Origin of the sequence: Mesorhizobium sp. Root552 (assembly GCF_001427285.1) — a bacterium.
Classification (GTDB): domain Bacteria; phylum Pseudomonadota; class Alphaproteobacteria; order Rhizobiales; family Rhizobiaceae; genus Mesorhizobium.
In genome coordinates this window covers 1-26,730 of sequence record NZ_LMFV01000061.1, presented here as the reverse complement: position 1 = coordinate 26,730, position 26,730 = coordinate 1, and the positions used below count along the sequence as shown (strand labels likewise).

Here is a 26,730-nt window from a genome sequence, read left to right as displayed (position 1 = left end):
ACGGCGACGACCTTGGCCTGTTCGACAAGATCGACACCATCGTCAAGCGCATCTACCGCGGTTCGGAGGCGATTGCCGACAAGTCGATCCGCGACCAGCTGCACCAGTGGGAGAAGCAGGGCTACGGCAATCTTCCGGTGTGCATGGCCAAGACGCAGTATTCGTTCTCGACCGATCCGAACCTGCGCGGTGCGCCGACCGGCCACACCGTTCCGGTGCGCGAGGTGCGCCTTGCCGCCGGCGCCGGCTTCGTCGTCGCCATCTGCGGCGAGATCATGACCATGCCGGGCCTGCCCTCCAAGCCGTCGTCCGAGAACATCCATCTCGACGACAATGGCGATCCGCGACCAGCTGCACCAGTGGGAGAAGCAGGGCTACGGCAATCTTCCGGTGTGCATGGCCAAGACGCAGTATTCGTTCTCGACCGACCCGAACCTGCGCGGTGCGCCGACCGGCCACACCGTTCCGGTGCGCGAGGTTCGCCTTTCGGCCGGGGCCGGCTTCGTCGTCGCCATCTGCGGCGAGRTCATGACCATGCCGGGCCTGCCCTCCAAGCCGTCGTCCGAGAACATCCATCTCGACGACAATGGCGACATCGAAGGCCTGAGCTGACAACAGGAAAGCGAGGAAATTTGCCCATGGCTTCTGTAATAGACGGCAAGGTTGTAGCGGCGGATGTCGTTGCCAAGGTGAAGGCCGAGGCCGACAGACTGATTGCCGAGACGGGCGTCGTGCCCGGCATTGCGGTGGTCATCGTCGGCCATGACCCTGCCAGCCAGGTCTATGTCGCGTCGAAGGGCAAGAAGGCCAAGGAATGCGGCTTCAACTCGATCGAACATGCGCTTCCGGCTGACACCAGCGAGGAAGAGNGCCCTCCAAGCCGTCGTCCGAGAACATCCATCTCGACGACAATGGCGATATCCAGGGCCTGAGCTGAGCCTCACAACCAACCGGAGCAACACTCCGCAACCAGCACCAGGAGGCGCCCACAAGGCGCCTCTTTTGGCTTGGGATGGATATTTGGCATTCAAACCGGTCCGCCCTGCCCCTCGACACCGGCCCGGTCCCGGTCCATGACCGGACAAGCACGACGATAGGAAAGGAAAGACCATGGAAAAATCGATCGAACGCATTGCCGGCGATACCGAAGGCGTGGCGTACGAATTCCCGGTCTTCCGCTTCAAGGGCAGCGACGGCACTGCGCCCAACGCCTATCTACAGGCTGCCCTCCATGCCGGCGAACTGCCCGGCACCGTTGCCATCGACGCGCTGATGCCCCTGCTTGCCAAGGCCGAAAGCGAGGGTCGCATTCGCGGCGCGATCACCGTCGTGCCGTGGGCCAATCCCGTCGGCCGCGCCCAATATCAATTCACCGAACAGCAGGGCCGATTCCATCTCGCCACCCGCACCAATTTCAACCGTGACTTCCCATTGATCGACCGACCCGATGCGTCGCTGTTGCCTGACGAAGCCAGCCTCGCCACCATCGACCAGCGGCTCAAGGTGCGCCTGCTCAAGCTCTCGGTCGGTCATGAAATCGTGCTTGACCTGCACTGCGACGACGAGGCTGTGCCCTATCTCTACGTGCCGAAACAGTTGTGGCCGGCGATGGAAGATTGCGCAGCGGCAATGGACGTGGCCGCAGTGCTTCTGTGGGAAGGCGCAAGCGGCGCGGCCTTCGAGGAGGCATCCGTCCATCCATATCTCGGTGGCGACAAGGCGCGCCTGCAAAGGCAGGTCGTGACCACGGTGGAATATCGCGGCGTTTCCGATGTCTATGGCGATCTGGCCAAGTCGGACGCGGACGGCCTTTACCGCCTGCTTGTCGGGCGCGGCGTCATTGCCGATCCGTCGATAGCGAAGGCTGGCCCGTTCAAGGGCATCGTCGCGCCGCTCGAAAACATCGACATGATGCCCGCACCGAAAGCGGGGGCCATCCTCTACCACGTGAAGCCGGGTGACCATGTCAAGAAGGGTGACCTTCTGGCCACCATCGTCCACGCGCCGGGCGAGGTCGGTGGCAGAACCGAAGTCACCGCGCCGCAGGCCGGCTATATCCTGACGCGGCGCTCCCACCGCATCACCCGCAGCGGCGACGACCTGCTCAAGTTGGTCGGCAGCTTGCGCAGCGATGACGCACGCAGCGGCGCGCTGGAAGTGTAGGTCGTAAACCCATGCGAATCCGCTTGCCCGGTCCGGCTTTCGCCGCTATGGGAATGGCATGAACATGCGCTCTTCGAACTCTGCGTGGTGGTGGGCCTGCTGACAGCGGCCTTCTAAGCACGTGCGCGTGAAAATGGATGGTGGCCGCAACGGATGTCCGGGCGGCCATTTTCGTTTTAAGCCTCCGGGTCCGTTGCCAGGAAAAAGCGAACGGGAGACGGCAATGACGGTGGAAATTCTGGGCAACGGCGCTGAGCGCTTCGTCACCGCGGGCGGCATTGCCATTACCCGCCAGCGGCACGACCGGCCTTATGCCGGCGCGATCGAGGCCTATATCGACGGGCTGAATTCACGCCGCGGCGCGGTGTTTTCCTCCAACTATGAGTATCCCGGCCGCTATACGCGCTGGGACACTGCCATCATCGACCCGCCGGTCGCCATTTCAGCCCGCGGACGCGCCATGCGCATCGAAGCGCTCAACCAGCGTGGCGAAGTGCTTCTCCCGATCATCGCCCGTGCACTGCTGGACGAAAAGGACGTCACGCTGACACAGACGACGAAGCAGCGGCTGGCATTGACGGTCGCTGAACCCGGCCGCGTCTTTACCGAAGAAGAGCGCAGCCGCGTGCCGTCCGTCTTCACCGTGCTGCGGGCGATCACGGCGCTGTTCAAGAGCGCGGAGGATTCCAATCTCGGCCTCTACGGCGCATTCGGCTACGACCTCGCCTTCCAGTTCGATCCGGTCGAGCACAAGCTTGAGCGAAAGGAAAGCCAGCGCGATCTCGTCCTCTACCTCCCCGACGAGATCCTCGTCGTCGATCACTATTCGGCCAAGGCCTGGACCGACCGCTACGACTACGCCGGACAGGGCTTTTCGACCGAGGGCCTGCCGCGCGAGACGCGCGAGGAAGAATTCAGGCAATCCGACCGCATTCCGCCGCGCGGCGACCACGAGCCGGGCGAATATGCCGGGCTGGTGCGAAACGCCATGGCGAGCTTCAAGCGCGGCGACCTGTTCGAGGTCGTGCCCGGCCAGATGTTCTACGAGCGCTGCGAGACCGTGCCGTCGGATATCGCGCGCCGCCTCAAGACCACCAACCCCTCGCCCTATTCCTTCTTCATCAATCTCGGCGAAGGCGAATATCTCATCGGCGCGTCGCCCGAGATGTTCGTGCGCGTCAACGGACGCCGGGTCGAGACCTGTCCGATTTCCGGCACCATCAAGCGTGGTGACGACGCCATTGCCGACCACGAACAGATCCTGAAGCTGCTCAATTCCAAGAAGGACGAGTCCGAGCTCACCATGTGCTCGGACGTCGACCGCAACGACAAGAGCCGGGTGTGCGAACCGGGCTCGGTCCGCGTCATCGGCCGCCGCCAGATCGAGATGTATTCGCGCCTGATCCACACCGTGGACCACATCGAGGGACGCCTGCGCGAAGGCATGGATGCCTTCGACGCCTTCCTGTCGCATGCCTGGGCCGTGACGGTGACCGGCGCGCCGAAACTGTGGGCCATGCGCTTCATCGAGCAGAACGAGAAATCGCCCCGCGCCTGGTATGGCGGGGCCATCGGCATGGTGCATTTCAACGGCGACCTCAATACGGGCTTGACGCTGCGCACCATCCGCATAAAGGACGGCATTGCCGAGGTGCGCGCGGGCGCTACCTTGCTTTTCGATTCCGTCCCTGAAGACGAAGAAGCCGAAACCGAACTGAAAGCATCCGCCATGCTCTCCGCCATCCGTGACGCCAAGGCCGGCAACGCCGCCGCCACCGAACGCGCAACCGCCCGCGTCGGCGAAGGCGTCAACATTCTTCTGGTCGATCACGAGGACTCGTTCGTCCACACGCTCGCCAATTATTTCCGCCAGACCGGCGCCAATGTCTCGACAGTCCGTTCGCCGGTCGCCGAAGAGGTGTTCGACCGGCTGAAGCCCGATCTTGTCGTTTTGTCGCCCGGCCCCGGCACGCCGAAGGATTTCGATTGCGCCTCAACGATCAAGAAGGCCAGGAAGCGGGAACTGCCGATCTTCGGCGTCTGCCTTGGCCTGCAGGCGCTTGCCGAAGCCTATGGCGGCGAACTACGCCAGCTTGCCGTTCCGATGCATGGCAAGCCGTCGCGCATTCGGGTCTCGAAGCCTGGCGTCATCTTCTCGGGCCTGCCGAAAGAAGTGACGGTCGGGCGCTACCATTCGATCTTTGCCGATCCGGGCCGCCTGCCGCAGGAATTCGAGGTCACCGCCGAAAGCGAAGACGGCACCATCATGGCGTTCGAGCACCGTAAGGAGCCGGTGGCCGCCGTCCAGTTCCATCCGGAATCGATCATGTCGCTTGGCCATGACGCCGGCATGCGCATGATCGAGAACGTCGTCGCCCACCTGCCGCGCAAGGCCAAGGAAAAGGCTGCATGAACAGCGCCGATACCGTCGCGCCTGCCCGTCTTCGGGGAGAAAAGACTGCCATGACCTCCAAGCAGAAGATCGCCACCCTGGCCTTCTGGTCGATTATCGTCGCGCTTGCGGTGATGGGGCTGAAATTCATCGCCTGGCACATGACCGGCTCGGTGGCGCTCTATTCGGACGCGCTGGAATCGATCGTCAACGTTATCACCGCAATGGCCGCCTTCTGGGCCATCCGCGTCAGCCACAAGCCAGCCGACCAGGATCACCCCTTCGGGCATCACAAGGCCGAGTATTTCTCGGCTGTGCTGGAAGGCGTGCTGATCGTCGTGGCGGCACTTTTGATCATTGCCCAGGTATGGTCTACGATCCAGAATCCGAAGCCGATCGAGCAAGCTTGGGAAGGTCTCGCCATCAATGGCGGCGCGGCGGTGGTGAACGCCATCTGGGCGCTTATCCTGATCCGCACCGGCCGCAGCGCCAAGTCGCCTGCGCTGGAAGCGGACGGCCATCACATCATGACGGACGTGATCACCTCGGTCGGCGTCATTGCCGGCCTGATCGGAGCCGTCGTCACCGGCTGGCATGTGCTCGATCCGCTGCTGGCGGTCATCGTCGCCCTCAACATCCTATACCAGGGCTGGAAAGTGACCGGCGAATCCCTGAACGGCCTGATGGATCGCGGCGTCGATACGGAAGAGCACATGCACATCCGCGACATCATCTCGACCAACTCCAAGGGTGCGCTCGAGGTGCACGACTTGAAGACCCGCATCGCCGGCCGCGCCACCTTCATCGAGTTCCACATGGTGGTGGATGCCGACATGTCCGTTGGCGAAAGCCATGTAATCTGCGACCGCATCGAGGACGCGCTGAAGGCCGAGGTTCCTTCGGTGCGCGTCACGATCCATGTCGAGCCGGACGACGAGGCCAAGCTTCCGAAAGGGACGGTCGCAGTCCCCTTCGCCTGATCGCGACGCCGCGCATCCATTCGCCTGTTAAGCATTGCAAGCCAATCGGCAAGGTTGGCGATTTTCTGAACGCGCATGATCCGCTAAGGTTACAGCGCCGTAGTTCAGAACATCGCATGCCATTCGCACCACTATCAGCGGGAGAAACGGATGTACGGCCTGATCGGGAAGATGCGCGCCACACCCGGCAAACGCGACCAGTTGCTGCATATTCTTCTTCAAGCCACCCGTTCCATGCCGGGCTGCCTCAACTACATCATCGCCCGCGACCCGGCCGATACCTCCGCGATCTGGGTGACCGAGATATGGAACGACCAGGCGAGCCACAAGGCTTCGCTGCAATTGCCGGAAGTGCAGGCCGCAATTGCCGAGGCAAGGCCGCTCATCGCCGGCTTCGAATTCCAGATCGAGACCGATCCGGCTGGCGGCGTCGGCCTGCCCTGACCACCCGCCCTTGTCTGGCAAGCTTGGCATGCCGTCTGGCACAACCGATCATGGCAAATTGAAGAGCCGTACATTCGCGTTTTTTCTTCAGGCGGTCTAAGAGCGGGTATGGACCAAAGCCCCGCGCCGCAGAAGCAAGAACGACTGGCAAATGCCCCGCGCCTGCTGCAATGGACGGTCATCCTTGGCGTCTCGGCCGTCTTCGTCGCGGCGCTGGAAATCGCGGCGCTGCCGGCTGCGCTTTTGATCGGCCCGATGCTTGCGGGCATCGTGGCAGGCACCAACGGCACCACGGTGCGCGTGCCCACCAAGGCTTTCGCCGCATCTCAGGCCGTGATCGGCTGCCTGATCGCCAATTCCATCGAGCCCGGAATTTTCAGCACCGTCTACGCGGAATGGCCGCTCTTCCTCGCAATCGTCGTCTCGACCATCACTGCATCGAGCCTCCTCGGCTGGCTGATCAGCTATTGGCGCATCCTGCCCGGAACGACCGCCGTGTGGGGGTCGGCGCCAGGTGCCGCCACTCCGATGGTGCTGATGGCCGGCGCATTCGGCGCGGACCAGCGGCTGGTCGCCTTCATGCAGTATTTGCGGGTCATGATGGTGTCCATTGCCGCCGCCTTCGTGGCCAAGCTGTGGGTCGACACATCCGGCGTCGAGGCCCCGGCTGTCGTCTGGTTCCCGCCCATCGAGCCGCTGGGAATGACTGCAACCGTGGCGGTTGCGGCAATAGGCGCGACGGTGGGCAAGCTCTGCCGGCTGCCCTCCCCCTACTTCCTCGGCACCATGATCCTCGGCCTTGCGCTCCATCTTGGCTTCGGCCTCGACTACCAGCTGCCGGAATGGCTGCTCGGATTGAGCTACGCGCTGATCGGCTGGACCATCGGCCTCAACTTCACCAGGCCGATCCTGCGCAGCGCCGCAAAAGCCTTGCCGCAGGTAACATGCGCCATCCTCATCCTGATCGCATTTTGCGGCAGCCTCGGCTGGCTGATAAGCCGGCTTCTCGGCATCGACCCGCTGACCGCCTATCTCGCCACCAGCCCCGGCGGCATGGACTCCATTGCCATCATCGCGGCCGCCACCGACAACGTCGACATCTCCTTCGTCATGGCCTTGCAGATGATGCGTTTCATGATCGTGCTGCTGCTCGGCCCGAGCCTCGCGCGGCTGGTGGCACGAACCGTCAAGTAACCTGCGACGCGCGGCACTTGCCTCGCCGCCGGTGCTCCTGTAAGAGACGGCATCATGAATATGCGCACCGCATCGACTGCATCGCGTCCGACCGGTTTTTCCGGCGAGACGTTGCGCGCGCTCACCTCTACCCTGCTGCTTCTCGGCCTTATCGGCGATCGCCGGGCTCGCTGAAGGAGCGCCCGGCGGTCGATAACCGCCGCTTGGCACCCTGCTCCTTGGCAAACTATTGACAGCAACCGAATTCTGTTAGAGGCGCCGCCTGTCCGTTGTAACTGCATGAAATGCAGGTCCGGCAAGCGGCGGGAGACAAAGACGATGAACGCACGAGAACAAGTCCAAGCGCAGCCCCAAAAGGGCATGCCGGATGCCCCACGCAAATACCAACCCTATCCAACCGTCGGTCTCCCCGACCGCACATGGCCATCCAGGACAATCGAGAAAGCGCCGATCTGGTGCTCCGTCGATCTGCGCGACGGCAACCAGGCGCTGATCGACCCGATGGGGCATGACCGCAAGGCGCGCATGTTCCAGCTCCTGCTCGACATGGGCTTCAAGGAAATCGAGGTCGGCTTCCCCTCGGCTTCGCAGACCGATTTCGACTTCGCCCGCTGGTGCATCGAGGAAGGCAACGTCCCGCCTGACGTGTCGCTGCAGGTGCTGGTGCAATGCCGGCCCGAACTCATCACCCGCACCTTCGAGGCCTTGCAGGGCGCAACGCAGCCCATCGTCCATTTCTACAACTCCACCAGCGAATTGCAGCGCCGCGTGGTGTTCGACAAGGACGTGGCGGGCATCAAGAGGATCGCAACCGACGCCGCCAAGATGATCACCGACATGGCCGCGAAAGCCGGTGGCGGCTATCGCTTCCAGTATTCGCCGGAAAGCTTCACTGGCACCGAACTCGAAGTGGCGCTGGAAATCTGCAACGCCGTTACAGAGATCGTGAAGCCGACGCCCGACAACAAGCTCATCGTCAACTTGCCGTCCACGGTGGAGATGTCGACGCCCAACGTCTACGCCGACCGCATCGAATGGATGATCCGCCATCTCGACAACCGCGAAAACCTCCTCATCTCGCTGCATCCGCACAATGACCGCGGCACCGGCATCGCCACGACGGAGCTCGGCCTGATGGCGGGTGCCGACCGCGTCGAGGGTACCCTGTTCGGCAATGGCGAGCGCACCGGCAACGTCGATATCGTGACGCTGGCGCTCAATATGTACACGCAAGGCGTCGATCCCGAACTGGATTGCTCGGATATCCCGCGCATGAAGGCCGTCTACGAATATTCGAACCAGCTCAAGATACCGGAACGCCACCCTTACGTCGGCGAACTGGTCTACACGGCTTTCTCCGGCTCGCACCAGGACGCCATCAACAAGGGCATGAAGGCGCTCAAGACGGCCAACAAGGAGTTTTGGGAGGTTCCTTACCTGCCAATCGACCCGCAGGATGTCGGCCGTAGTTATGAGGCAATCATCCGCATCAACTCGCAGTCCGGCAAGGGCGGCATCGCCTATGTCCTGCAAGCCGACTACGGCCTCAACCTGCCGCGCAACCTGCAAATCGAGTTCAGCCAGGACATCCAGGCCATCACCGATGCCGAAGGCAAGGAAGTTCCGGTAAAGCGCATCTACGAGCGCTTCCTCGAAGCTTATGTCGACCAGCCCCGCGCACGGCTGAAATTCATCGACCACCACACCTATCCGGACACGGAAGTGAAAGGCAGGCGGCTTATCGAGGCGACGATCCTCGACAAGGGCAAGGAAGTGAAGATTTCCGGCAGCGGCACCGGTCCGATCGACGGCTTTGTCGATGCGCTTTCGCGGCACATCGGCGTTGAGATGTCGGTGGCCGACTACTCCGAGCATTCCATGCAGCGGGGTTCCAATGCCGCGGCCATCTGCTACATGGAAATGGAGTATCCGGGCGGCAAGATTTTCGGTGCCGGCATCAACACCAACATTTCCGCGGCTTCCCTTGAGGCGATCGTATCCGCGGCCAACCGTATCGTCGGCAAAAAAGCCCGCTGACAAGTCGAAACCCGGTTCGCCGAATTATTTCGGCGAACCGGCTTGCTACCAAAGCAGGACTGCTTGTTTAGTGGCATAAGCCATATATGATTGACGTCTAACTTGTGCCGACTTGAAAGGTCCGACACTTGCAGCATAACCCGCCTGCCGCCCCCGCAGTGCGCGAAACGCTGAAGCGGCTGCTCGTCAGCGAAACCTTCAGCAGATCGGAACGAGCGCGGGACCTGCTTCAGTATCTTGTCGAGCGCGACCTGGCGGGCGAAGCCGACCGGCTAAAGGGCTTTTCCATCGCCGTCGACGTTTTTGGCAAGGATGCCGATTTCGATCCGTCCACCGATGCGGTGGTGCGCGTGCAGGCGGGACGGCTGCGCGACCTGTTGCAGCAGTATTTCGCCACCGAAGGAGCGTCCGAGCCGCTGCGTATCGCCATTCCGCGCGGCAGCTACGTTCCCACATACAAAATCTTGGCTGCCGAAATGCAGCCCGAACAGCAGCAGGTGGAAGCCAAGCCGGCTACCGTTGCCACCGGCGCGCTGCCTTTGCCCTCGCTTGGCCGCCAGCTCGCATTCATGTGGCTCGCAATCGGCGTGGTGGTTGTGGTGTTGAGTTTCATGCTGCTGCGCCAGTCCAACATCCTGTCCGCGACGGCAGAAGCCACCACGACTGCGCCCGAAGCTCCGGCAACGACAAGCAGCATCGACCTGACCCAGCCGGACACGCTGCCGACGATCTATCTCTCGGCCAAGGACGAAACGCCGGAAATTGCCGCTGTCGCGGCTACCTTGCGCCGGGGGCTCTCTGGCTTCGACACGGTGGATTTCATCGGCCGCGACATCGAAGGGGATCCAAATCCGCAGTTCAAGGCTCTGAACTTCATCTTCAAGCTCATTCCGGGCTCGACCGCAGGCAGCGTCACCATCGAATTGCAGAACCTCGGAAGCGGGCGTGTTTTGCTCTCCCGCACGCTTTCCCGCTCGGAGACCGAGCCGCAGGAAATCGAGGATCAGATTGCCGGCCTGCTGACGACGACGACGACCGCCTCGGGCACCATCTATGCCTATATCGAGCAGGAAGGCACGCAGGTCGGCCTGACACGCTGCCTGCTTTTGAACGACGACTACTACCAGGACCCCAATGCACAGGCGCACGAAAATGCCTATCGCTGCTTCGAGCAGCTCTTGGCGCTGAATGCGAAGTCCGCGCTCATCTACTCGGAGCTTTCAGCGCTGCATCTTGAAGCGGTGACCGATCGTTACGCCTATCCGCTGGAAGCTTCGCGCGACAAGGCGATGGCAATGGCGCACAAGGCCGTGCAGATGGCTGCAACAAGCCCTTACGCACACCGCGCCTATGGCTACATGAACTCTCGTCTCGGCAATTCGGAGGAGTCGATCCGCTGGACGCGCAAGGCCTACGAACTCAATACCTATGACCTGACCATGGCCGCCGCCTATGGATACGGCCTGATCTTTGCCGGCCACTACGAGGAAGGCACCCCCATAATGGCCCGGGCAGTCGATTCCACCAGCGCGCATCCGCCCTGGTGGGATTTCGGATTGTTCCTGGGTGAGTTCATGCTTGGCGACATAAAGGAAGCCGCGCGCGCGACGGCAGCGCTCAACCCGACGGCAAAGAAATCCCACTATCTGGCCGCAAGGCTCATTGCCGCCGATCAGACAGGCGACTTGCGCGCCAAGAAGGAGCGTCTCAACGAGCTTTTGACGGATTTCCCGAAATTCGCAGCCGATCCACGCAAGACCTTCGAGCAGCGCAAATACCCGGCCGATCTGACCGACCGTCTTGTCGAGGCATTGCGGGCTGCCGGACTGGGAAATTCGACCTGAGCCGCGCATGAGCAGTACCCTTTATTCATCCGACCGGGGCAGCGGCCCATCCACGCTGGTTCTCCTGCATGGCTTTGGAGCCAGTCACGCTGTCTGGAATGATGTCGTTGCGGAGTTTTCCAGGGCTTCGCGCACCCTCGCCTACGACTTGCCGGGCCATGGCGGCTCGTTAGCCTTTCCTGACGCCGGACCGCCAAAGCTGGCGGCGCGGGCCATACTCGCCGATCTCGCCGAACGGGGGATAGACAAGGCGCATGTGGTCGGGCACTCGATGGGCGGCGCCATCGCCGTGCTGATCGGCTTGATGGCGCCCGAACGCATCGCATCGCTGACATTGCTCGCGCCGGGCGGTTTCGGCCCTGAAATCAACGGGCCGCTGCTTCGCCGCTACGGCGCGGCGGTCGAGGAAAGCGAAATCCGCGATTGCCTGGCCGCGATGTCGGGGCCGAAAGCAACCGTTTCAGGCAGTTCCCTTGATGCCTACAGGGAAATGCGCGGACAAGGCGACCAGACCGAAAAGCTGGGCGGGATCGCCGCGCTGATCACCAAAGGCGAACGGCAGGGCGAAATCCCGCGCGAGATGCTTGCCACGTTGGCAATGCCGGTTTCCGTCTTGTGGGGCGATGCCGATCCGGTGCTTCCGGTTCACCAGGCGGAAGGCCTGCCGGCATCTTTCAAGGTCCGGATATTGCCCGGTGCCGGCCACATGCTGATCGGCGAAGCGCCGGGGGAAGTCGCCGCGCTCATTCGCGCCCAACTCGCCGGCGGATCGGTTCGCTAGCATCGCCTCGTCATCCGGCTGTTTTTCGCCAAAGGCTATGTTAACCTTGGCTTAACCAACCGTGAGACCCCTGCACGATGAAGGATGCCAGCGAAAACGTGCCGCCAAGCGAGGCATCGAGCGCGTTGTCCAACGCGATACGAGACGTCAAGAACGGCTTTGCCGACCGCGACGACGTCGTCGTCGATATGCGCGAAGCCCACCGCATGCGGCTCGAACTGATGGCGGCTGAGCTTGCCCCCGTATTTGCCGACGTGCCCTCGGACATGGACAATTTCGATTTCGCCATCTCGTCGGGACTACAGCCGAGGCTCTGGATCGACGCCGTCAGCCACGTCGCCATGGGGCGTGATCGCCGCACGTTCCGTTTCGTCAGGGATACCCGCCTCGGTCGCGTGGTGCTTGCCGAGTCCACCGACCTTAAAACCGTGGCCGCGCAGGTCACCCGCTACGTCGCCGAACGCATCGTCGAACACCAGCGCATGATGGATGGCAGCGAGGTCGACATTGCCCCCGGATTTGCCGAGCGGGCCGGCTCGAAGATGGAACATGCGCTGGAAGCAGCCCCCCGCAGCAAGCTCCTTTCAGCGCTGTTGACCACTCTCGCCGTCACCGCAGGCGGCGCGCTGGTCGGCCTGATTTTTGCGATTGTCCTGTTCTGGGACCGCCTTCTGGCGATGAAGATCACGTTCTGACCAGGCGCTTTCGGGTATCGGGAACCGTTGTCAGGTCTATCGTTTCAAGATCGGTCGGCGGGATCGCCGACCCGGTCAGTCCGCGCCGGGTCAGGCTGACCTGCCATTTGCCCGCCTCGCCGCCGATATCGATGAGATTGTACTGCGCTGCCGGGTGCGAGCCGCCCGGCGACTGGCCCGCCGCCGCAACACCCACCACCGGAATGCGGCCAGTGCCGCTGGCAATCGAGTAGAGCGACGGCTCATGCGAATGGCCGTGCAGCACAAGCTCCGCGCCATTGCGCGCTACGATCTTCTGGAAGCGGCGGATACCGAACAGCCGCTTGTGCTGGGAAACCGCATTGCGCACGGGCGGATGATGGATCATGACGACCCGAAACAGGCCCAGCCGGCCTGTTTCCGTGAGCAGCTTCGCCAGTCTTTTCGCCTGACCCTCGCGAAAAAAGCCGTTGGCCATGAAGGGCGCCGTCGCCCGCGCCGTCGAAACGCCGATGAGTGCGATGTTGCCACGCACGCGCAGGTAGGGAAAGGTGTCGCGGTCGATCGGATGGTTGATGCCGTCGCCGTTCATCCACGGCGCCCACAAGCGGCAGACCTTGCCGAAAGCTCCCGGCACATAGGCGTCGTGATTGCCCGGCACGACCGAGACGTCCTGCGGCGCGCCAAGCATCTCCAGCCACAGCCGCGCCATCTCGATCTCGCCGTCCAGCGCAAGGTTGACGAGGTCGCCGGTAACGGCGATGTGGTCCGGCGCCTGCGCCTTCAGATCGGCAACGATTGTATCGATGACCGCATCGTGCATATGCCGGCGCCGGTTGCGCTGCCAGTTGATGTAGCCCACCACCCGCTTGGAGGCGAGGTCGCGATAGGATACATCGGGCAACGGTCCCAGATGGACGTCCGACATGTGCGCAAGCCTGAACATGGCTTAACTCTTACGGGAGGCGCGCGCCGCTTTCCACCTTTGCCAGCACGACAGGCAGAAATTCCCATGAATGACATCGATCAGGAGAGAGCGTTTCGCCAGACCGGCTGGCCGGGCGTCAGGGCGCGCCTGTTCCACCTGTTCTTCCTCATCAGGCGTCCGATGACGCTGGGCGTGCGCGGATTGGTTTATGACAGGGCCGACCAAACCGTATTCCTGATCCGCCACACCTATGTTCCCGGCTGGCAGTTGCCGGGCGGCGGCGTCGAGCAGGGCGAGACCATGGAAGAGGCGCTGCGGCGCGAACTGGCCGAAGAGGGCAACATCGCGATCACGGCCGCCCCGGTGCTGAAATCGATGCATTTCAACCGGCAGGCCAGCCGCCGCGACCATGTCGGCCTCTACCTCATCGAACATTTTGCCCAGTCCGCACCGAAGTCGCCGGACCACGAGATCGCCGAGGCCGGCTTCTTCAGGCTGGACAGCTTGCCGCAAGCCACCACTCCCGCGACCCTGCGCAGGCTTGCCGAGGCGTTCGGGGAAACCGCGCCCTCGCCCTACTGGTAGGTCAGGCCGCCACCAGCTTCGCCCGGTTGTGCGGCGCCAGATGGTCCACTTCCGGCCCGACCGGAATGATCCCCGTCGGATTGATGGTCTTGTGGCTGCCGTAGTAGTGCGCCTTGATGTGGTCGAGATTGACCGTCCCGGCCACGCCCGGCACCTGGTAGAGCTCGCGCAAGTAGTTGGAGAGGTTTGGATAGTCGGCGATCCGCCTCAGATTGCACTTGAAATGGCCGACATAGACCGGATCGAAGCGCACCAGCGTGGTGAACAGCCGCCAGTCGGCTTCGGTGATGCGGTTGCCGACCAGATAGCGCTGCCGCCCCAGCCGCTCCTCCAACCCATCGAGTGCGGCGAACAAGTCGTTGAACGCCTCTTCATAGGCCTCCTGCGTGGTGGCGAAACCGGCGCGGTAGACGCCGTTGTTGATCGCCGGATAGACCAGCGCGTTGATATCGTCGATTTCGGCGCGCAGTGCATGCGGGTAAAGATCCACGCCGGCATCGCCCCATTCGTCGAAGGCGGAATTCAGCATGCGGATGATCTCGGAGGACTCGTTGGAGACGATCGTCTCTTCCTTCTTGTCCCACAGCACCGGCACGGTCACCCGGCCCGAATAACTCGGATCGGCCTTGGTGTAGATCTGGTGCAGGAAATCGAGCCCATAGAGCGTATCGCCGGTAGCGCCGTCCTCGGCGCGGAACGTCCAGCCGTCCGGTCCCATATAGGGATGCACGACCGACACCGAGATGATGTTTTCAAGCTTCTTCAGCGCCCGGAAGATCAGCGTGCGGTGCGCCCACGGACAGGCCAGCGACACATAGAGATGATAGCGGCCGGGCTCGGCCTTGAAACCGCGCGTGCGCCCTTCAGCCGGCTTGCCGGCCGCCGTCACGAAGTCGCGCCACTGCGCCTGCGAGCGCTCGAACCTGCCGCCGCTCGCCTTGGTGTCGTACCAGCGGTCCTGCCATTTGCCGTCAACCAGTAGTCCCATGATGCGTCCTTTCCGTCGTTGCCGCTCATGTAGGACGGAAAACGCGCTTCGGGGACCCCGATCTCCTGAACAATCCGTCAACGCCTCGCGCAACGCAAAATGGCCGCAGGGGAGCCGGATTCCGGTCAGGGTGAGCCGAGAATGGCGGGTTTCGAGAACCGGAGCGGAGCGTACTTAAAGTACGTGAGCACTGGAAGCGCAGAAACCTGCCATTTGCAGGCCACCATCATCGGAATCCCTCGATGCCGATTGCGAAGGCGGGATTTTGATGCTAGCGGAGCGCCGATGTTGGATTTCTTTGCAACCATCCGGTTCGACCGACGACGAAAGGACGCCCGCGCCTGAAGCGCTGACTGGCGAATGCTGCCGCATGCAGCAAATCCTTCCTCGCGTACCGGAACGCAAAGACCATGAGCCTTGCCGACGTCACATACCTGCCGGAAACCCCGGCGCATGACCCCGAAATCGACCTCATCAATGAAGAAGCCTTCGGGCCCGGACGCTTTTCGCGCGCCGCCTACAAGATCCGCGAAGGCGGGCCGCACGAACGTGCGCTTTCCTTCGTGGCGATCGATGGCGGCAAGGTCATCGCATCGGTGCGCATGACCCGCATCGCCGCCGGCAAAGGCCGCGCCCTGATGCTCGGGCCCCTTGCCGTGCGCCCCACCCACAAGAACCTCGGCATCGGGCGCAAGCTTGTCGCGATGGCGCTGGATGCCGCCGCCAAGGCCAGATCGCCGGCTGTGATCCTCGTCGGCGACGAACCCTATTACGGCCCGCTCGGCTTCAAGCGCATACCGCGCGGACAGATCTCGATGCCGCGGCCCGTGGACCTCGACCGCCTGCTGGCGCATGAAATCGTCGCCGGCTCGGTGGCGAAACTCACCGGCGAGGTTTGCCATGCCGACCAGATCGCCATTCCGGCCTGACGACTTTCGGCGCGGTTGCGCAGCTTGGCCGGGCTTCGTATAAAGCATCGGACCGGAAAGTGTGATGCGGTTTTCGGAAAATCCGATGCGTAAACAAAAAGATAGATCGCCATGATGCATCCGCCAGGATGCACGACGATCTAATTGGAAATTCCAGCAAAGGCGGAGACTGCCATGAACCCGAACGGCCAGATTGCAATCGTGACGGGAGGCGGTTCGGGGCTTGGCGAGGCCACCGCTCGCGCCTTGGCCGCCAAGGGCGCACGCGTGGCCATCTTCGACGTTGGCATCGAGCGCGCCGAAAAGGTTGCGGCAGACATCGGCGGCGTTGCCGTCAAGTGTGACGTCAGCAGCGCCGAGAGCGGCGTTGCCGCGATTGCCGAGGCCACCGCAAAGCTCGGCCCGGCCCGCATCCTCGTCAACTGCGCCGGCATCGCCATCGGCGTGAAGACCGTCGGCAAGGACGGCCCCCACCCGCTCGACCAGTACCGCAGGGTGATCGAGATCAACCTGATCGGCACCTTCAACATGATCCGCCTTTTCGCCGACCAGGCCGGCAAGCTCGAGCCCTTGCAAGGCGGCGAGCGCGGCGTCATCGTCAACACGGCCTCCGTCGCCGCCTATGACGGCCAGATCGGACAGGCGGCCTATTCATCGTCCAAGGGCGGCGTTGTCGGCATGACGCTGCCGGTGGCGCGCGACCTCGCCCGTTCCGGCATCCGCGTCTGCACCATCGCGCCCGGCATCTTCAAGACGCCGATGATGGCAGGCATGCCGCAGGATGTGCAGGATTCACTGGGCGCAGCCGTGCCTTTCCCGCCGCGCCTCGGCGAACCTTCAGAATATGGCGCGCTCGCGGTCCACATCATCGAGAACCAGATGCTGAACGGCGAGACGATCCGCCTCGACGGCGCCATCCGCATGGCGCCCAAATAGACCACTGCAATGAACGGCAGTCTTTCGCCCGCACCAAAGCCCGGCCCGCTGGCCGGCGTGACGGTGGTCGAAATGGCGGGCTTGGGGCCTGTGCCGCTGGCGGGTCTCATGCTCTCCGAAATGGGTGCCGATGTCCTGCGCATCGAGCGGCAGAGTTCGGACCGGCCGTTCCTGCGGTTGCCCGATGACTGCAATCTCGACCGCCACGGCCGCTCGATCCTCAAGCTCGACCTCAAGCACCCGCAAGGCGTCGAACTCGTGTTGCGCCTTGCCGGAAAAGCCGACGTTCTTGTCGAAGGTTTCCGCCCCGGCGTCATGGAACGGCTTGGCCTCGGGCCGGACACTGTCCTGTCGCGCAATCCAGCGCTTGTCTACGGACGCATGACCGGGTTCGGCCAGGACGGGCCGCTCGCCGGCCGTGCCGGCCACGACATCACCTATCTTGCCTTGTCCGGCATCCTGCATGCGATCGGCCCCGGTGAGGGAAAGCCGGTGCCGCCGCTCAATCTGGTAGGGGACTATGCCGGCGGCACCATGATGCTGGTTGCCGGCGTGCTGGCGGCCCTTTTCCAGCGCACCAGAACCGGAAAGGGGCAGGTTATCGACGCGGCCATGGTGGAAGGCGCTTCGATGCTCGCCTCCCCCATCCACTCGTTCATGGCGGCCGGCCTGTGGAGCGACAAGCGGGGCCAGAACCTGCTCGATTCCGGAACGCCGTTTTACGACACCTACGAAACCGCCGATTCCCGGCACATGGCGGTGGGCTGCCTCGAACCGCAGTTTTTCGCCGAGTTTGCACGGCTGCTTCCCCTGGACGCACGTTTCATGGGCGCTCAGTACGACAAAAGCCAGTGGCCGCAGATGCGCGAGGCGATCGCCGCAAAATTCCGGCAGAAAACCCGCGAGCAGTGGGCAGAAATCTTTGCCGGCACCGATGCCTGCGTAAGTCCCGTGCTTTCGTTTACGGAAGCACGCCAGCATCCCCACACCATTGCGCGACAAGGCTTCGTCAAGGTGGGCGAATTCGAGCGCCCTGCCCCGTCTCCGCGTTTTTCCGCTTCGCCCACTGCCGTGGCCGCGCCGCCAGATGGGATCGCATTGGACCCTTCGGCGATACTGGCTCGCTTCGGCATTTCCGAAAGCGATGCCGAAGCTCTTGTCAAATCCGGTATTGTTGGCCAATAACTGGACAACACTAGTCATCTTATGGGAGCTGCCACCTTGGAAGAACGGAAGATGGAGGTCATCCGTCCAACGGACGCCGAGGCGATCCGGCTGGCCAAAACCTTGGTGAGAAGCGCCCGTTTTGGCGCGATTGCCGTGCTGGAGCCCAAAACCGGCGCGCCATTGGCCAGCCGCGTGGGTGTCGCGACCGACCTCGACGGAACCCCGCTTATCCTGATTTCCGGCCTTGCGGCGCACACTCAGGCAATCGCAGCCGATCCACGCTGTTCGTTGCTGGTGGGCGAACCGGGCAAGGGCGATGCATTGGCTCACCCACGCTTGACGCTGGTGTGCCGCGCGGAACGGCTGGAACGCGGCACAGTGGACGGCGACCGCGCCAAGCGGCGCTACCTGAACCGCAATCCGAAGGGAAAACTCTATGCCGACCTTGGCGATTTCGCCTTCTTCCGTCTGGAAATCGAACGCGCCAGCCTGAATGGCGGCTTCGGCAAGGCATTTTTGCTCACGCGAGGCGACATCATCGTCGAGGAAGCGGTCAACGATGAACTGGCGGCAAGCGAACAGTCGGCACTCGACCACATGAACGAAGATCATCTCGACGCGATTGCGATCTACGCCCGACATTTTGCCAAGGCGTCCGGCGACAACTGGACACTGTCGGGGTTCGATGCCGACGGGATGGATCTAGTGTCAGGCGACGACACGAGGCGGGTGTTTTTTCCGCAACCGTTGAAGACTGCGCAGGACCTGCGCATCGCACTGGTTGAAATGGCCAAGACAGGACGCGCGGCAGAAGCCGGCCAAAACTAGGTCGTGACCTCATAAATCTGGTCGAAATGGTGTGAGGCCATCTGTTCGGATACGCGAAGAAAGAGCGCAGGAAATGTCATTCGTTTTCAAACTCTTTCGACAAAGTGGCCGGACAGATGGCCTCACACCATTTCGACCAGATTTATGAGTCCGCGACCTAGGGTCGGAACGGGTCTGGACCAGTAGTCTGCGGCCACAGCCTGCGCCTTTTTGGCTCAACTGTAGATAGTCCTTGAGATTTGGCCGGAATACCTTAACTTCTAGGAAGATTAGCTATTGCGCCGCGCAACCGGCGCCTGGATTTGAGTGCCACTACCCCCACGCCATTTGCCCCCATGGCGTTGCGGGTTTCTGTAGCGGAACGGGGGCCTATGGAAACGTCAAAGTCACTCGCGAGCGCTGATGCTGCTGCGTTCCTCACCTTGATGGGGAATGAAAAGCGCTTGGCTATCATGAGCCATCTGATCGACGCTGAACTGTCGGTCGGCACCATTGCCGACAAAGTCGACCTCAGCCAGTCTGCCCTGTCCCAGCATCTCGCCAAGCTGCGCGCATTCGATCTGGTCCAGACCAGGCGCGACCGCCAGACGATTTATTATTCGTGCCGGTCCGATGCTGTCCGTCAATTGCTGCTTCTGGTTGACCAGATTTTCGGCAGCGAAGTAAAGGACGTGTCCCCGGTTCGCCTGCGCAAGACCGGCACTTGACCATCGCCCCCGGCGGGCCTTTATCCGACACGGATAGATGCAGCCGGGAATAAGATGGAACTTGTCCGTATAGACGACCCGCAGGATGCGCGGGTCGCAGCCTATATCGATATACGCGAGCGCGACCTTGTCGGCAGGCAGGGCCGTTTCGTTGCCGAAGGCAAGGTTGTGCTGGACGTGCTGTTGAGTGCACGGCGCTTCGAAACCGAATCCATACTGGTGCTGGAAAACCGGATTGCCGGATTGGAGCCTGTTCTGGCAAAGGCCCCGGCAGGTGTCCCGATCTATGTCGCATCGGGCGAAACGATGGACCGTATCGCCGGTTTCCACATGCATCGCGGCATTCTGGCCATCGGCCGCAAAGGAGAGCCGGAGAGCGCAGACACCTTGGTCAAGGCGCTACAAGACGAAGCCCTTGTCGTCGTGCTCGTCGGCATCGCCAACCATGACAATGTCGGTTCGATCTTCCGCAACGCCGCAGCCTTCGGCGCGGCAGCGGTGTTGCTTGACCAGACCAGTTGCGATCCGCTCTACCGCAAGGCCATCCGCGTTTCGGTCGGAGCAGCGCTGAAGGTGCCTTTCGCAACCTTTGCCGATACGGCCGAGCTGGCGCAGCTGCTCGACGGTGAACGCTTTGCGCAACTGGCGCTCTCGCCAGACGGCAAGACGGATATCCGCACCGTCAAGCGGACAAGGCGTCTGGCGCTTTATCTCGGCAGCGAAGGCGAAGGGCTGCCGGAGGCTCTGTTGTCCCGCATGTCCACTGCCCGTATCGCCATGAGCCGGGATTTCGACTCGCTCAACGTCGCCGCCGCTTCGGCAATTGCCTTGCACCATTTTTCGGATGGGAGTTTCTAGCCGGTTGCTCAAAGGAGCAGCCGGTTGGCGATGCCGATACCGAATTTGAGATCAGCCTGCGGGCGTGGTTTTCTGCAAGGCGCGCACACGGTCGGCAAGGCTTGCGGCACGCCCCCTGCCCTCGCCTGCGGCGGGCTGGCTTTCGTCCCTCGCCAATGCCTTGGCAATCGGTGACGACGGACCGTCGCGCATCCTGGTCAGGTGCACCACTTCCGCCGCCAGGTCGGCCATCTGCTCGCGAAGCTGCGCGCTTTCCTGGCGGTTGCCGTTGACGAGCCCGTTACGGGGCATTTCTGCATTCGGGCCACCCGTCGATTTGCGGTTCTGGCCGCCGAACCGTGCCAGCCGCTCTTCCAGCCGCTCGCGATCGGCATTGACCTTGGCCACCGCGATGTCGATCTCGCCGGAGGCTGCCGCGCTTTTGACCGGCGCGCTGGCATCAGCCCGCAGCACCGGCGACGGACGTTTCGCTGCCTCCGGCGCGCGGCTGGCGACGGAGCCGCCCCCCTTGAGCTTTTCGCGCAACCTGGCGAGTTCCTTTTCCCGGCGTTCCAGCTTGTCTTCCCGGTCGGCAACGACGCTCAACAGCCGCTCGATCCGCTTGTCGAGGTCGGCGACCCGTTTCTGCTCGACCCTCAACGCCTCGCTTGTCGTCCTGCTTTCGGCAACGATCGCCTGGCTGCGCGCTTCCATCTCCTTGCGCTGGTTGCGCAGCGCCAGCATGTCGCTCGCCAGTTTCTCGATTTCGGATTCGCGCGCCACCAGCTCGATCTGGCGATTGCTGGAAAGGAAGCTCGCCTCGTCATAGAGCTGGCCGAGCTTTTCCATGTCTTCGGCCCGCCGGTCGATCAGCTTCTCGGCCTCGGCCAGGTTTGCCACCAGTTGCCCGATCTTCTCGTCGCGCTGGCCGATATCGGCGTCCAGCGCCGATATCCGGCCTTCCAGCGCCGTGATCGCCTCGCTCTTCTGTACGCCCTCGGACTGCGCCAAAGTCAGTTGCTCGCCAAGGCGGCCGATATCGACCGCCTGCCCCGCCGCCTTCTGCTGCAGGCCTGCAATCGTCATTTCCAGCCGCCGCGCCTCCATGGCAAAGCCGGCCCGCAACTGGTCCTTTTCCGCCGAGATCTCGGCCTGCGTGAGCGGGAGCGAGCCTTCAATGCGCCTGCGCGTCAGCACGACCGCGCGACGCCAGATGGACGGCGCCACCAGCAACGCCAGGAATCCAGCGCACAGAAAACCGAGTATGAAAAACAGGATCGACTGAACCACGTCCATTTACCCGTTACGGTTGCGCAACCTGTGGGGCGAGCCATCGCATGACGCAAATCCGGAGCGACGGCAAGAGCCGATCGCTCCGGTGCAGGCGTTTTAAGGCGTATGTTTGCCTAGAACGGGTTCCACGTCGCCTTGTTGGTCAGCTTCAGATAACCCATGTTAATGCCGAGCCTTGCGCCCACGCCGGTGCGGATCGGCACCAGCAGCATCTGGTTGTTCTTGAGCACGTTGAAGCCGACGCCGGCGACGACATAGGCCGAACCCGCCACGCCGCCGAAGCGGTTGTAGAGGTTGTTCACGTCGTCAAGGTTGTAGACCAGCACCATGACGCGCGATCCCTCGCCGCCAAAATCCCAGCCAAGCGAGGGCCCTTGCCAGAACACCTTATGGTCGCCGGCGTTCTTGGTGTAGAGCGTGCCCTCGCCATAGGTCAGGCCGCCGATGAACGCGCCGGACCCTTCCTCGCCCAGCACATAGCCGTTGGGCAGCCCATAGGACGAGAAGATCTTCTCGACAACGCTGGCCAGACCGCCGGAGGTCGCGCCAAAGAACTTGTGGCCCGAATCGATGATCTCCTGAGCGGTGTACTCCTGAGCTCGGGAAGCCGAAATCGAAAGGGCAAATGCGCTCGCCAAGACGATCGTCATAGCGATGACCCGGTAAAGACCCCGGTCGCAGAATCGGGAAAACATGCAGCCAATCTCCGTCACGGAGCACTTTGCCTGCGCCTCGAACCCCACGGCTCTTGAGCGGCCGCCTTGGTGTCATCACGGCAACCTATGCCGTAATCCTTTTTCAACCATTAAGCTTTCACATGAAGAAGATGGCCTTTCGAGGGCCGGCGCCGCTTTGGGGACACTTTTATCGGCGTCCTGCAGGAACGTACCCGAAGACAAGTACGGTTTTGAATTGGCGCGCGATGGCTCGCGCGATATTCATTGCCGTGGAGGAAAAAGTGATTCGGTTTGCGTGGCGCGTTGGGCGAAATCCATTTTGACAGCATCCGATTTTTGCAAGGACCGCGTTCATGACTGACATATTCACTCTTTCCGCCCCCGACCTTGCGGCCCTCCTTTGCAGCCGCGTCTGTCATGACATCATTTCCCCCGTCGGAGCCATCAACAACGGCCTCGAATTGCTGGACGAAGGCGGCGCCGACGAAGACGCCATGAACCTGATCCGGCAGAGCGCGCGCAACGCCTCCGCCCGCCTCCAGTTCGCGCGCATCGCCTTTGGCGCGGCAGGTTCGGCCGGCATGCTGATCGACACTGGCGACGCCGAATCCGTCGCAACCGCCTTTCTCAAGAACGAAAAGCCGGAACTCATATGGACCGGCCCGCGCGCGCTCTTGCCCAAGAACAAGGTCAAGCTGCTGCTCAACCTCATTCTCGTCGCCAATGCCGCCATTCCGCGCGGCGGCCGCATCACCGTGACACTGGAAAACCTCGAGACCGAGCCGCGCTTTACGCTGTCTTCCAGCGGCCCGATGCTGCGCGTGCCGCCCAAGTTCCTCGAACTGCATTCCGGCCACAAGCCCGAGGAAGCCATCGACGCCCATGCCGTGCAGCCTTACTACACGCTGCTTCTGGCGCGCGAGGCCGGCATGACGATCTCCATCCACGCCACGTCCGAGGAAATCACCCTCACCGCGGCCTGACCGGGTGACCGGCCGCCAGGGCATCCGGCCGAGCCTCGATCATTCATCCCGATCGCCACGCGTGAAGCCGGCTGGCCGGCTTCCGCGTGCGCCCGATCTTGAGGATATTTTTACCTAAGCCATTTTCAGCTTTTTTACCGGCTCGTCCTACAATTGTTTCCGGTTGCCCGAGGCTCCACGCCGAGCACTGGGCCGAAAGGACATGAAAATGAAACACTGTATGTTCGTCGACGGCTCAAGTGTCATCCGCAAGGTCGCCAAGCGCATCCTGAGCAGCTCCGACATGATCGTGGTTGACTGCGGCACCGGAGCCGAAGCGCTGGAAATGTGCGCTGCCGACATGCCAGACATCATCGTCATAGATGGAACACTGCCGGACATGCAGGCAGCCGACCTCATCCGCCAGATCCGTGGCATCATCACCCCGGTGGCTCCCCAGATGCTGATTTCGCTGGTCGAAGTCGATATCGGCGCGATCATGCGCGCCAAGCGGGCAGGCGCCCAAGGCTACCTCTTGAAGCCGTTCAACCGTTCCCAGTTGATCGAACGCTTCCGCACCCTTCAGATCGCCGCCTGACCACACGTTTGCCAAGGCAGAATCAAAAAAGCCCGGCTCTTTGGCCGGGCTTTTTGTCTGGTTTTTGATCCGATCAGGCGCTTTCGCGGATATCTTCCGGCTCGCGCAGCACATAGCCGCGTCCCCACACCGTCTCGATATAGTTCTGGCCGCCGGAGGAAGCGTCGAGCTTCTTGCGCAGCTTGCAGATGAAGACGTCGATGATCTTCAGTTCCGGCTCGTCCATGCCGCCATAAAGGTGGTTCAGGAACATTTCCTTGGTGAGCGTGGTGCCCTTGCGCAGCGAGAGCAGTTCCAGCATCTGGTATTCCTTGCCGGTGAGGTGCACCCGCTGGCCGGCAACTTCCACCGTCTTGGCGTCGAGATTGACCACCAGGTCGCCGGTGGTGATGACCGACTGGGCATGCCCCTTCGAGCGGCGCACGATGGCGTGGATGCGGGCAACCAGCTCGTCCTTGTGGAACGGCTTGGTCATGTAGTCGTCGGCGCCGAAGCCGAGGCCGCGCACCTTGTCTTCAATGCCGGCCATGCCGGAAAGAATAAGAATTGGCGTCTTCACCTTCGAGAGGCGAAGTGTTCTCAAGACCTCGTAGCCCGACATATCGGGAAGATTGAGGTCGAGAAGAATAATGTCGTAGTCGTAGAGCTTTCCGAGATCGACGCCTTCCTCACCAAGATCGGTGGTATAGACGTTGAAGCTTTCGGACTTCAGCATGAGTTCGATGCTCTGTGCTGTTGCACTGTCATCTTCTATCAGCAGAACGCGCATCTCATTCCCCTTTTCTGCCGCCGAACCCGCTTTGCGACCCGTCCTGGCCCGGAGCAGCGATTGCCTGAACCGAAAACTGCCATCGAATGGTTAACAAATCCTAATTTCGTGTCCGAAACACGTACCAGATTTTTTAACCTATTTCCACACTCTATTGAATCCAAAGATGAATCACAGGATTAAGTTCTTCATCTGCCGCATCAAAAAACTGACGTAACCGACTCAATCGACTCATTCTCCGGAAGCCACCCCACCTCTGGAATTTTTACCCGGCCTTAAGTCCTGACCCGTATGATTAACAATGCCCGTAAACGAATGGTTACCGGGCGAAAAAAACTTTAGGACTTTGTTTCCCATAGGTACGGGAAGTCCGGGGGATACGGGTACCGACGGAGCCTCGCGAGGGCGAGGAAACTGTATGTGCGTATGAGTTATTGCGGGAGTATCGAGTCATGAAGTCACGTGAGAACCTCGTTCGCCTGAAGCAGTTTCAGGTTAATGAGAAGCGGCGGCAGTTGATGCAACTCGACATGATGATCGCTGAATTCGAGCGCATGGCCAGCGAACTGGAATTGCAGATCTCCGCCGAGGAAAAGAAGGCCGGGATCACCGATATCAACCATTTCGCCTATCCGACCTTCGCCAAGGCGGCCCGTCTGCGCCGCGACAATCTCCGGGATTCCCAGTCCGACCTCGCCAAACAGCGAAGCGCTGCCGAATCATTACTCTCCGAAGCTGAAGCGGAGCTTTCCAAGGCGGAAATGCTGGAGATGCGCGACACCAAGACCCGCGACGCCGATGTCGGCGTCCGCAACGTCATGATCGGTTAGTGCATGTCTCCCGAAAATGGGAACCGGTTTCGGGATAAAGACATGCATAAAATCAAGAAGCTAAAGCGTATTAAGCGAATCTGAAAGATCGCAACGCGCTTTAGGACCAGCCGCTGGCTGGCCGCCTTGTCAGGCGAGTTTTTCTGGAAACAAGACCTTTAGACTGTCTGTCTCCCCACCACGGCAATGAAATTGTCGTTGATTTGCTCCGCCGCGCGCTGGAAAGCGGAAAGATGCGGCGCAACCTCGCCAGCCAGCCGTTCCGCCCGTTCCGCCCCTAGTGCCGTTTCGAGGCTGGCGCAGTATTCCGGAATGACCTTCCAGTCGGCCACGGTGCGGTCGGTGATTTCCATGTGATACTGGAAGCCATAGGCATGCCGGCCCCATTTCATGGCCTGAACCGGGCAGGCCGCATTGGTGGCGAGGATTTCGCCATGCTCCGGCAGCACGGACACCTCGGCGCCGTGCCATTGCAGGGTTTCAAACACACCATCGACACCGTGGAAAAGCCGGTCTTCGCGGCCAGCCTTGGTGAGCTCGACCTTGGCCAGCCCGACTTCAGGGCGCGCCATCAACGAGACTTTGCCGCCGAGCGCGTCTGCAAGAAGCTGGTGCCCCAGGCAAATGCCGAGATAAGGCCGCCCCATGTCCTTGACCCAGCGCCGGATCGCGGCCTTTTCGGCGGTCAGCCAGGAATGGATATCTTCCTGCCATGTGTCCATCGGCCCGCCCATGACGGCGAGCAGGTCGAAACCGTCGAGATCCGGGATGGATTCGCCTTCGTCAAGCTCGACGGTCTTTAATTCATGGCCGTCCCTGCGCCAGAAATCCCCGAACGAGCCGGGATGCTCGACTGCCAGATGCTGGAAAACCAGAATTCGCATGCAACTCTCCTCACTGGCGTCGGGTCGAACGGCGTATATGAACAACAGCAGGAACCGCCGCCCTTCACTTCCGCCACTTTGGCTTATCGACTGGACCAAGGAAACAGGGCGCGCACCGCTCATCCATGCTCCCCTAACGGAGAGAGGCGCAATCCGGGTGCCGATCAGGTGCATCGCTAGGCACCCCCCTCTGGCCTGCCGGCCATCTCCCCCTCAAGGGGGGAGATCGGCAGCTTCAAGCTACAGCCTCCTCTGTCATTTCAGTGCCGGATGAAAGCATGGCAATCTTGGTAATCTCCCCCC

At 61.9% G+C, this 26,730-nt stretch carries 26 protein-coding genes and 2 pseudogenes; 22 read left to right on the top strand and 6 right to left on the bottom strand.

Features of this window, described 5'->3' with window-relative positions; all coding sequences use genetic code 11:
• From ASD50_RS24015 to ASD50_RS19295, 12 genes and pseudogenes are all read left to right on the top strand, one after another.
• Window positions 1–338 (top strand): annotated as a pseudogene (locus ASD50_RS24015) (formate--tetrahydrofolate ligase); the annotation flags it as partial.
• Window position 339: 1 nt separating this feature from the next.
• Complete coding sequence (locus ASD50_RS22795) at window positions 340–612, top strand: formate--tetrahydrofolate ligase (RefSeq protein ID WP_413813911.1); 273 nt, start codon at window positions 340–342, stop codon at window positions 610–612.
• A 26-nt stretch (window positions 613–638) separates the two neighbouring features.
• Window positions 639–869 (top strand): annotated as a pseudogene (locus tag ASD50_RS24340) (tetrahydrofolate dehydrogenase/cyclohydrolase catalytic domain-containing protein); the annotation flags it as partial.
• A 241-nt stretch (window positions 870–1,110) separates the two neighbouring features.
• Complete coding sequence (locus ASD50_RS19335; protein WP_056244907.1) at window positions 1,111–2,163, top strand: succinylglutamate desuccinylase/aspartoacylase family protein; 1,053 nt, start codon at window positions 1,111–1,113, stop codon at window positions 2,161–2,163.
• Between the two features lie 223 nt (window positions 2,164–2,386).
• Entirely contained in the window at window positions 2,387–4,576 is a 2,190-nt protein-coding gene (locus ASD50_RS19330; protein ID WP_056244906.1) for an anthranilate synthase, read from the top strand.
• A 50-nt stretch (window positions 4,577–4,626) separates the two neighbouring features.
• Window positions 4,627–5,535 (top strand): cation diffusion facilitator family transporter, encoded by a 909-nt coding sequence (locus ASD50_RS19325; protein WP_056245758.1) that lies wholly within the window; start codon window positions 4,627–4,629, stop codon window positions 5,533–5,535.
• Window positions 5,536–5,685: 150 nt separating this feature from the next.
• On the top strand, window positions 5,686–5,979 hold the full coding sequence (locus ASD50_RS19320; protein ID WP_056244903.1) for a putative quinol monooxygenase: 294 nt from the start codon (window positions 5,686–5,688) through the stop codon (window positions 5,977–5,979).
• A gap of 108 nt (window positions 5,980–6,087) precedes the next feature.
• Window positions 6,088–7,173 (top strand): AbrB family transcriptional regulator, encoded by a 1,086-nt coding sequence (locus tag ASD50_RS19315; RefSeq protein ID WP_056244901.1) that lies wholly within the window; start codon window positions 6,088–6,090, stop codon window positions 7,171–7,173.
• 360 nt (window positions 7,174–7,533) lie between these two features.
• Window positions 7,534–9,210, top strand: coding sequence for a 2-isopropylmalate synthase (gene leuA, locus ASD50_RS19310; protein ID WP_162252043.1), 1,677 nt, complete (start codon window positions 7,534–7,536; stop codon window positions 9,208–9,210).
• Between the two features lie 128 nt (window positions 9,211–9,338).
• Complete coding sequence (locus ASD50_RS19305) at window positions 9,339–11,054, top strand: tetratricopeptide repeat protein (protein ID WP_056244898.1); 1,716 nt, start codon at window positions 9,339–9,341, stop codon at window positions 11,052–11,054.
• 7 nt (window positions 11,055–11,061) lie between these two features.
• Entirely contained in the window at window positions 11,062–11,835 is a 774-nt protein-coding gene (locus ASD50_RS19300) for an alpha/beta fold hydrolase (RefSeq protein WP_056244895.1), read from the top strand.
• Between the two features lie 77 nt (window positions 11,836–11,912).
• Window positions 11,913–12,530 carry a hypothetical protein gene (locus ASD50_RS19295; protein WP_056244893.1) on the top strand — a complete coding sequence of 206 codons (618 nt, stop codon included), beginning with the start codon at window positions 11,913–11,915 and terminating at the stop codon, window positions 12,528–12,530.
• Here the strand turns inward: ASD50_RS19295 and ASD50_RS19290 are convergent.
• Window positions 12,520–13,455 (bottom strand): metallophosphoesterase family protein, encoded by a 936-nt coding sequence (locus tag ASD50_RS19290; protein WP_056244891.1) that lies wholly within the window; start codon window positions 13,453–13,455, stop codon window positions 12,520–12,522. The genes ASD50_RS19295 and ASD50_RS19290 overlap by 11 nt on opposite strands.
• A 66-nt stretch (window positions 13,456–13,521) precedes the next feature.
• Between ASD50_RS19290 and ASD50_RS19285 the strand changes: the two genes are divergently transcribed.
• On the top strand, window positions 13,522–14,022 hold the full coding sequence (locus ASD50_RS19285; protein WP_056244889.1) for an NUDIX domain-containing protein: 501 nt from the start codon (window positions 13,522–13,524) through the stop codon (window positions 14,020–14,022).
• A gap of 1 nt (window position 14,023) precedes the next feature.
• Here ASD50_RS19285 and ASD50_RS19280 read toward each other — a convergent pair whose 3' ends face one another.
• Window positions 14,024–15,010 (bottom strand): glutathione S-transferase family protein, encoded by a 987-nt coding sequence (locus ASD50_RS19280; RefSeq protein ID WP_056244887.1) that lies wholly within the window; start codon window positions 15,008–15,010, stop codon window positions 14,024–14,026.
• Between the two features lie 410 nt (window positions 15,011–15,420).
• Here ASD50_RS19280 and ASD50_RS19275 point away from each other — a divergent pair, with 410 nt between their 5' ends.
• From ASD50_RS19275 to ASD50_RS19250, 6 genes are all read left to right on the top strand, one after another.
• Complete coding sequence (locus ASD50_RS19275; RefSeq protein ID WP_056244884.1) at window positions 15,421–15,939, top strand: GNAT family N-acetyltransferase; 519 nt, start codon at window positions 15,421–15,423, stop codon at window positions 15,937–15,939.
• Between the two features lie 174 nt (window positions 15,940–16,113).
• Window positions 16,114–16,875: a 3-hydroxyacyl-CoA dehydrogenase gene (locus tag ASD50_RS19270; RefSeq protein WP_056244881.1), complete on the top strand. Its 762-nt coding sequence runs from the start codon at window positions 16,114–16,116 to the stop codon at window positions 16,873–16,875.
• 9 nt (window positions 16,876–16,884) lie between these two features.
• Window positions 16,885–18,060, top strand: coding sequence for a CaiB/BaiF CoA transferase family protein (locus ASD50_RS19265; protein WP_056244878.1), 1,176 nt, complete (start codon window positions 16,885–16,887; stop codon window positions 18,058–18,060).
• Window positions 18,061–18,081: 21 nt separating this feature from the next.
• On the top strand, window positions 18,082–18,870 hold the full coding sequence (locus ASD50_RS19260) for a HugZ family protein (protein ID WP_056244875.1): 789 nt from the start codon (window positions 18,082–18,084) through the stop codon (window positions 18,868–18,870).
• Window positions 18,871–19,241: 371 nt separating this feature from the next.
• Window positions 19,242–19,577 carry an ArsR/SmtB family transcription factor gene (locus ASD50_RS19255; protein WP_056244872.1) on the top strand — a complete coding sequence of 112 codons (336 nt, stop codon included), beginning with the start codon at window positions 19,242–19,244 and terminating at the stop codon, window positions 19,575–19,577.
• 54 nt (window positions 19,578–19,631) lie between these two features.
• Window positions 19,632–20,435, top strand: coding sequence for a TrmH family RNA methyltransferase (locus tag ASD50_RS19250; RefSeq protein ID WP_056244867.1), 804 nt, complete (start codon window positions 19,632–19,634; stop codon window positions 20,433–20,435).
• Window positions 20,436–20,486: 51 nt separating this feature from the next.
• On the opposite strand, the gene ASD50_RS19245 is transcribed toward ASD50_RS19250, so the two are convergent.
• Together ASD50_RS19245 and ASD50_RS19240 are read right to left on the bottom strand one after the other, a co-directional pair.
• Window positions 20,487–21,710: a hypothetical protein gene (locus ASD50_RS19245; RefSeq protein ID WP_320410630.1), complete on the bottom strand. Its 1,224-nt coding sequence runs from the start codon at window positions 21,708–21,710 to the stop codon at window positions 20,487–20,489.
• Between the two features lie 110 nt (window positions 21,711–21,820).
• On the bottom strand, window positions 21,821–22,402 hold the full coding sequence (locus ASD50_RS19240; RefSeq protein WP_056245748.1) for a DUF1134 domain-containing protein: 582 nt from the start codon (window positions 22,400–22,402) through the stop codon (window positions 21,821–21,823).
• 335 nt (window positions 22,403–22,737) lie between these two features.
• Here ASD50_RS19240 and chpT point away from each other — a divergent pair, with 335 nt between their 5' ends.
• The gene (gene chpT, locus ASD50_RS19235) at window positions 22,738–23,367 is read left to right on the top strand and encodes a histidine phosphotransferase ChpT (RefSeq protein ID WP_056244865.1); all 630 of its coding nucleotides are present in this window, start codon (window positions 22,738–22,740) and stop codon (window positions 23,365–23,367) included.
• 208 nt (window positions 23,368–23,575) lie between these two features.
• On the top strand, window positions 23,576–23,944 hold the full coding sequence (locus ASD50_RS19230) for a response regulator transcription factor (protein WP_056244863.1): 369 nt from the start codon (window positions 23,576–23,578) through the stop codon (window positions 23,942–23,944).
• A gap of 73 nt (window positions 23,945–24,017) precedes the next feature.
• Here ASD50_RS19230 and ctrA read toward each other — a convergent pair whose 3' ends face one another.
• Window positions 24,018–24,713 (bottom strand): response regulator transcription factor CtrA, encoded by a 696-nt coding sequence (ctrA, locus tag ASD50_RS19225; protein WP_056105582.1) that lies wholly within the window; start codon window positions 24,711–24,713, stop codon window positions 24,018–24,020.
• 452 nt (window positions 24,714–25,165) lie between these two features.
• On the opposite strand from ctrA, the gene ASD50_RS19220 reads away from it, so the two are divergent.
• Entirely contained in the window at window positions 25,166–25,543 is a 378-nt protein-coding gene (locus ASD50_RS19220) for a hypothetical protein (protein ID WP_056244861.1), read from the top strand.
• A 158-nt stretch (window positions 25,544–25,701) separates the two neighbouring features.
• Here ASD50_RS19220 and ASD50_RS19215 read toward each other — a convergent pair whose 3' ends face one another.
• Window positions 25,702–26,427, bottom strand: a complete 726-nt coding sequence (locus ASD50_RS19215; protein ID WP_056244859.1) for a type 1 glutamine amidotransferase — start codon at window positions 26,425–26,427, stop codon at window positions 25,702–25,704.
• Between the last annotated feature and the right edge of the window lie 303 nt (window positions 26,428–26,730).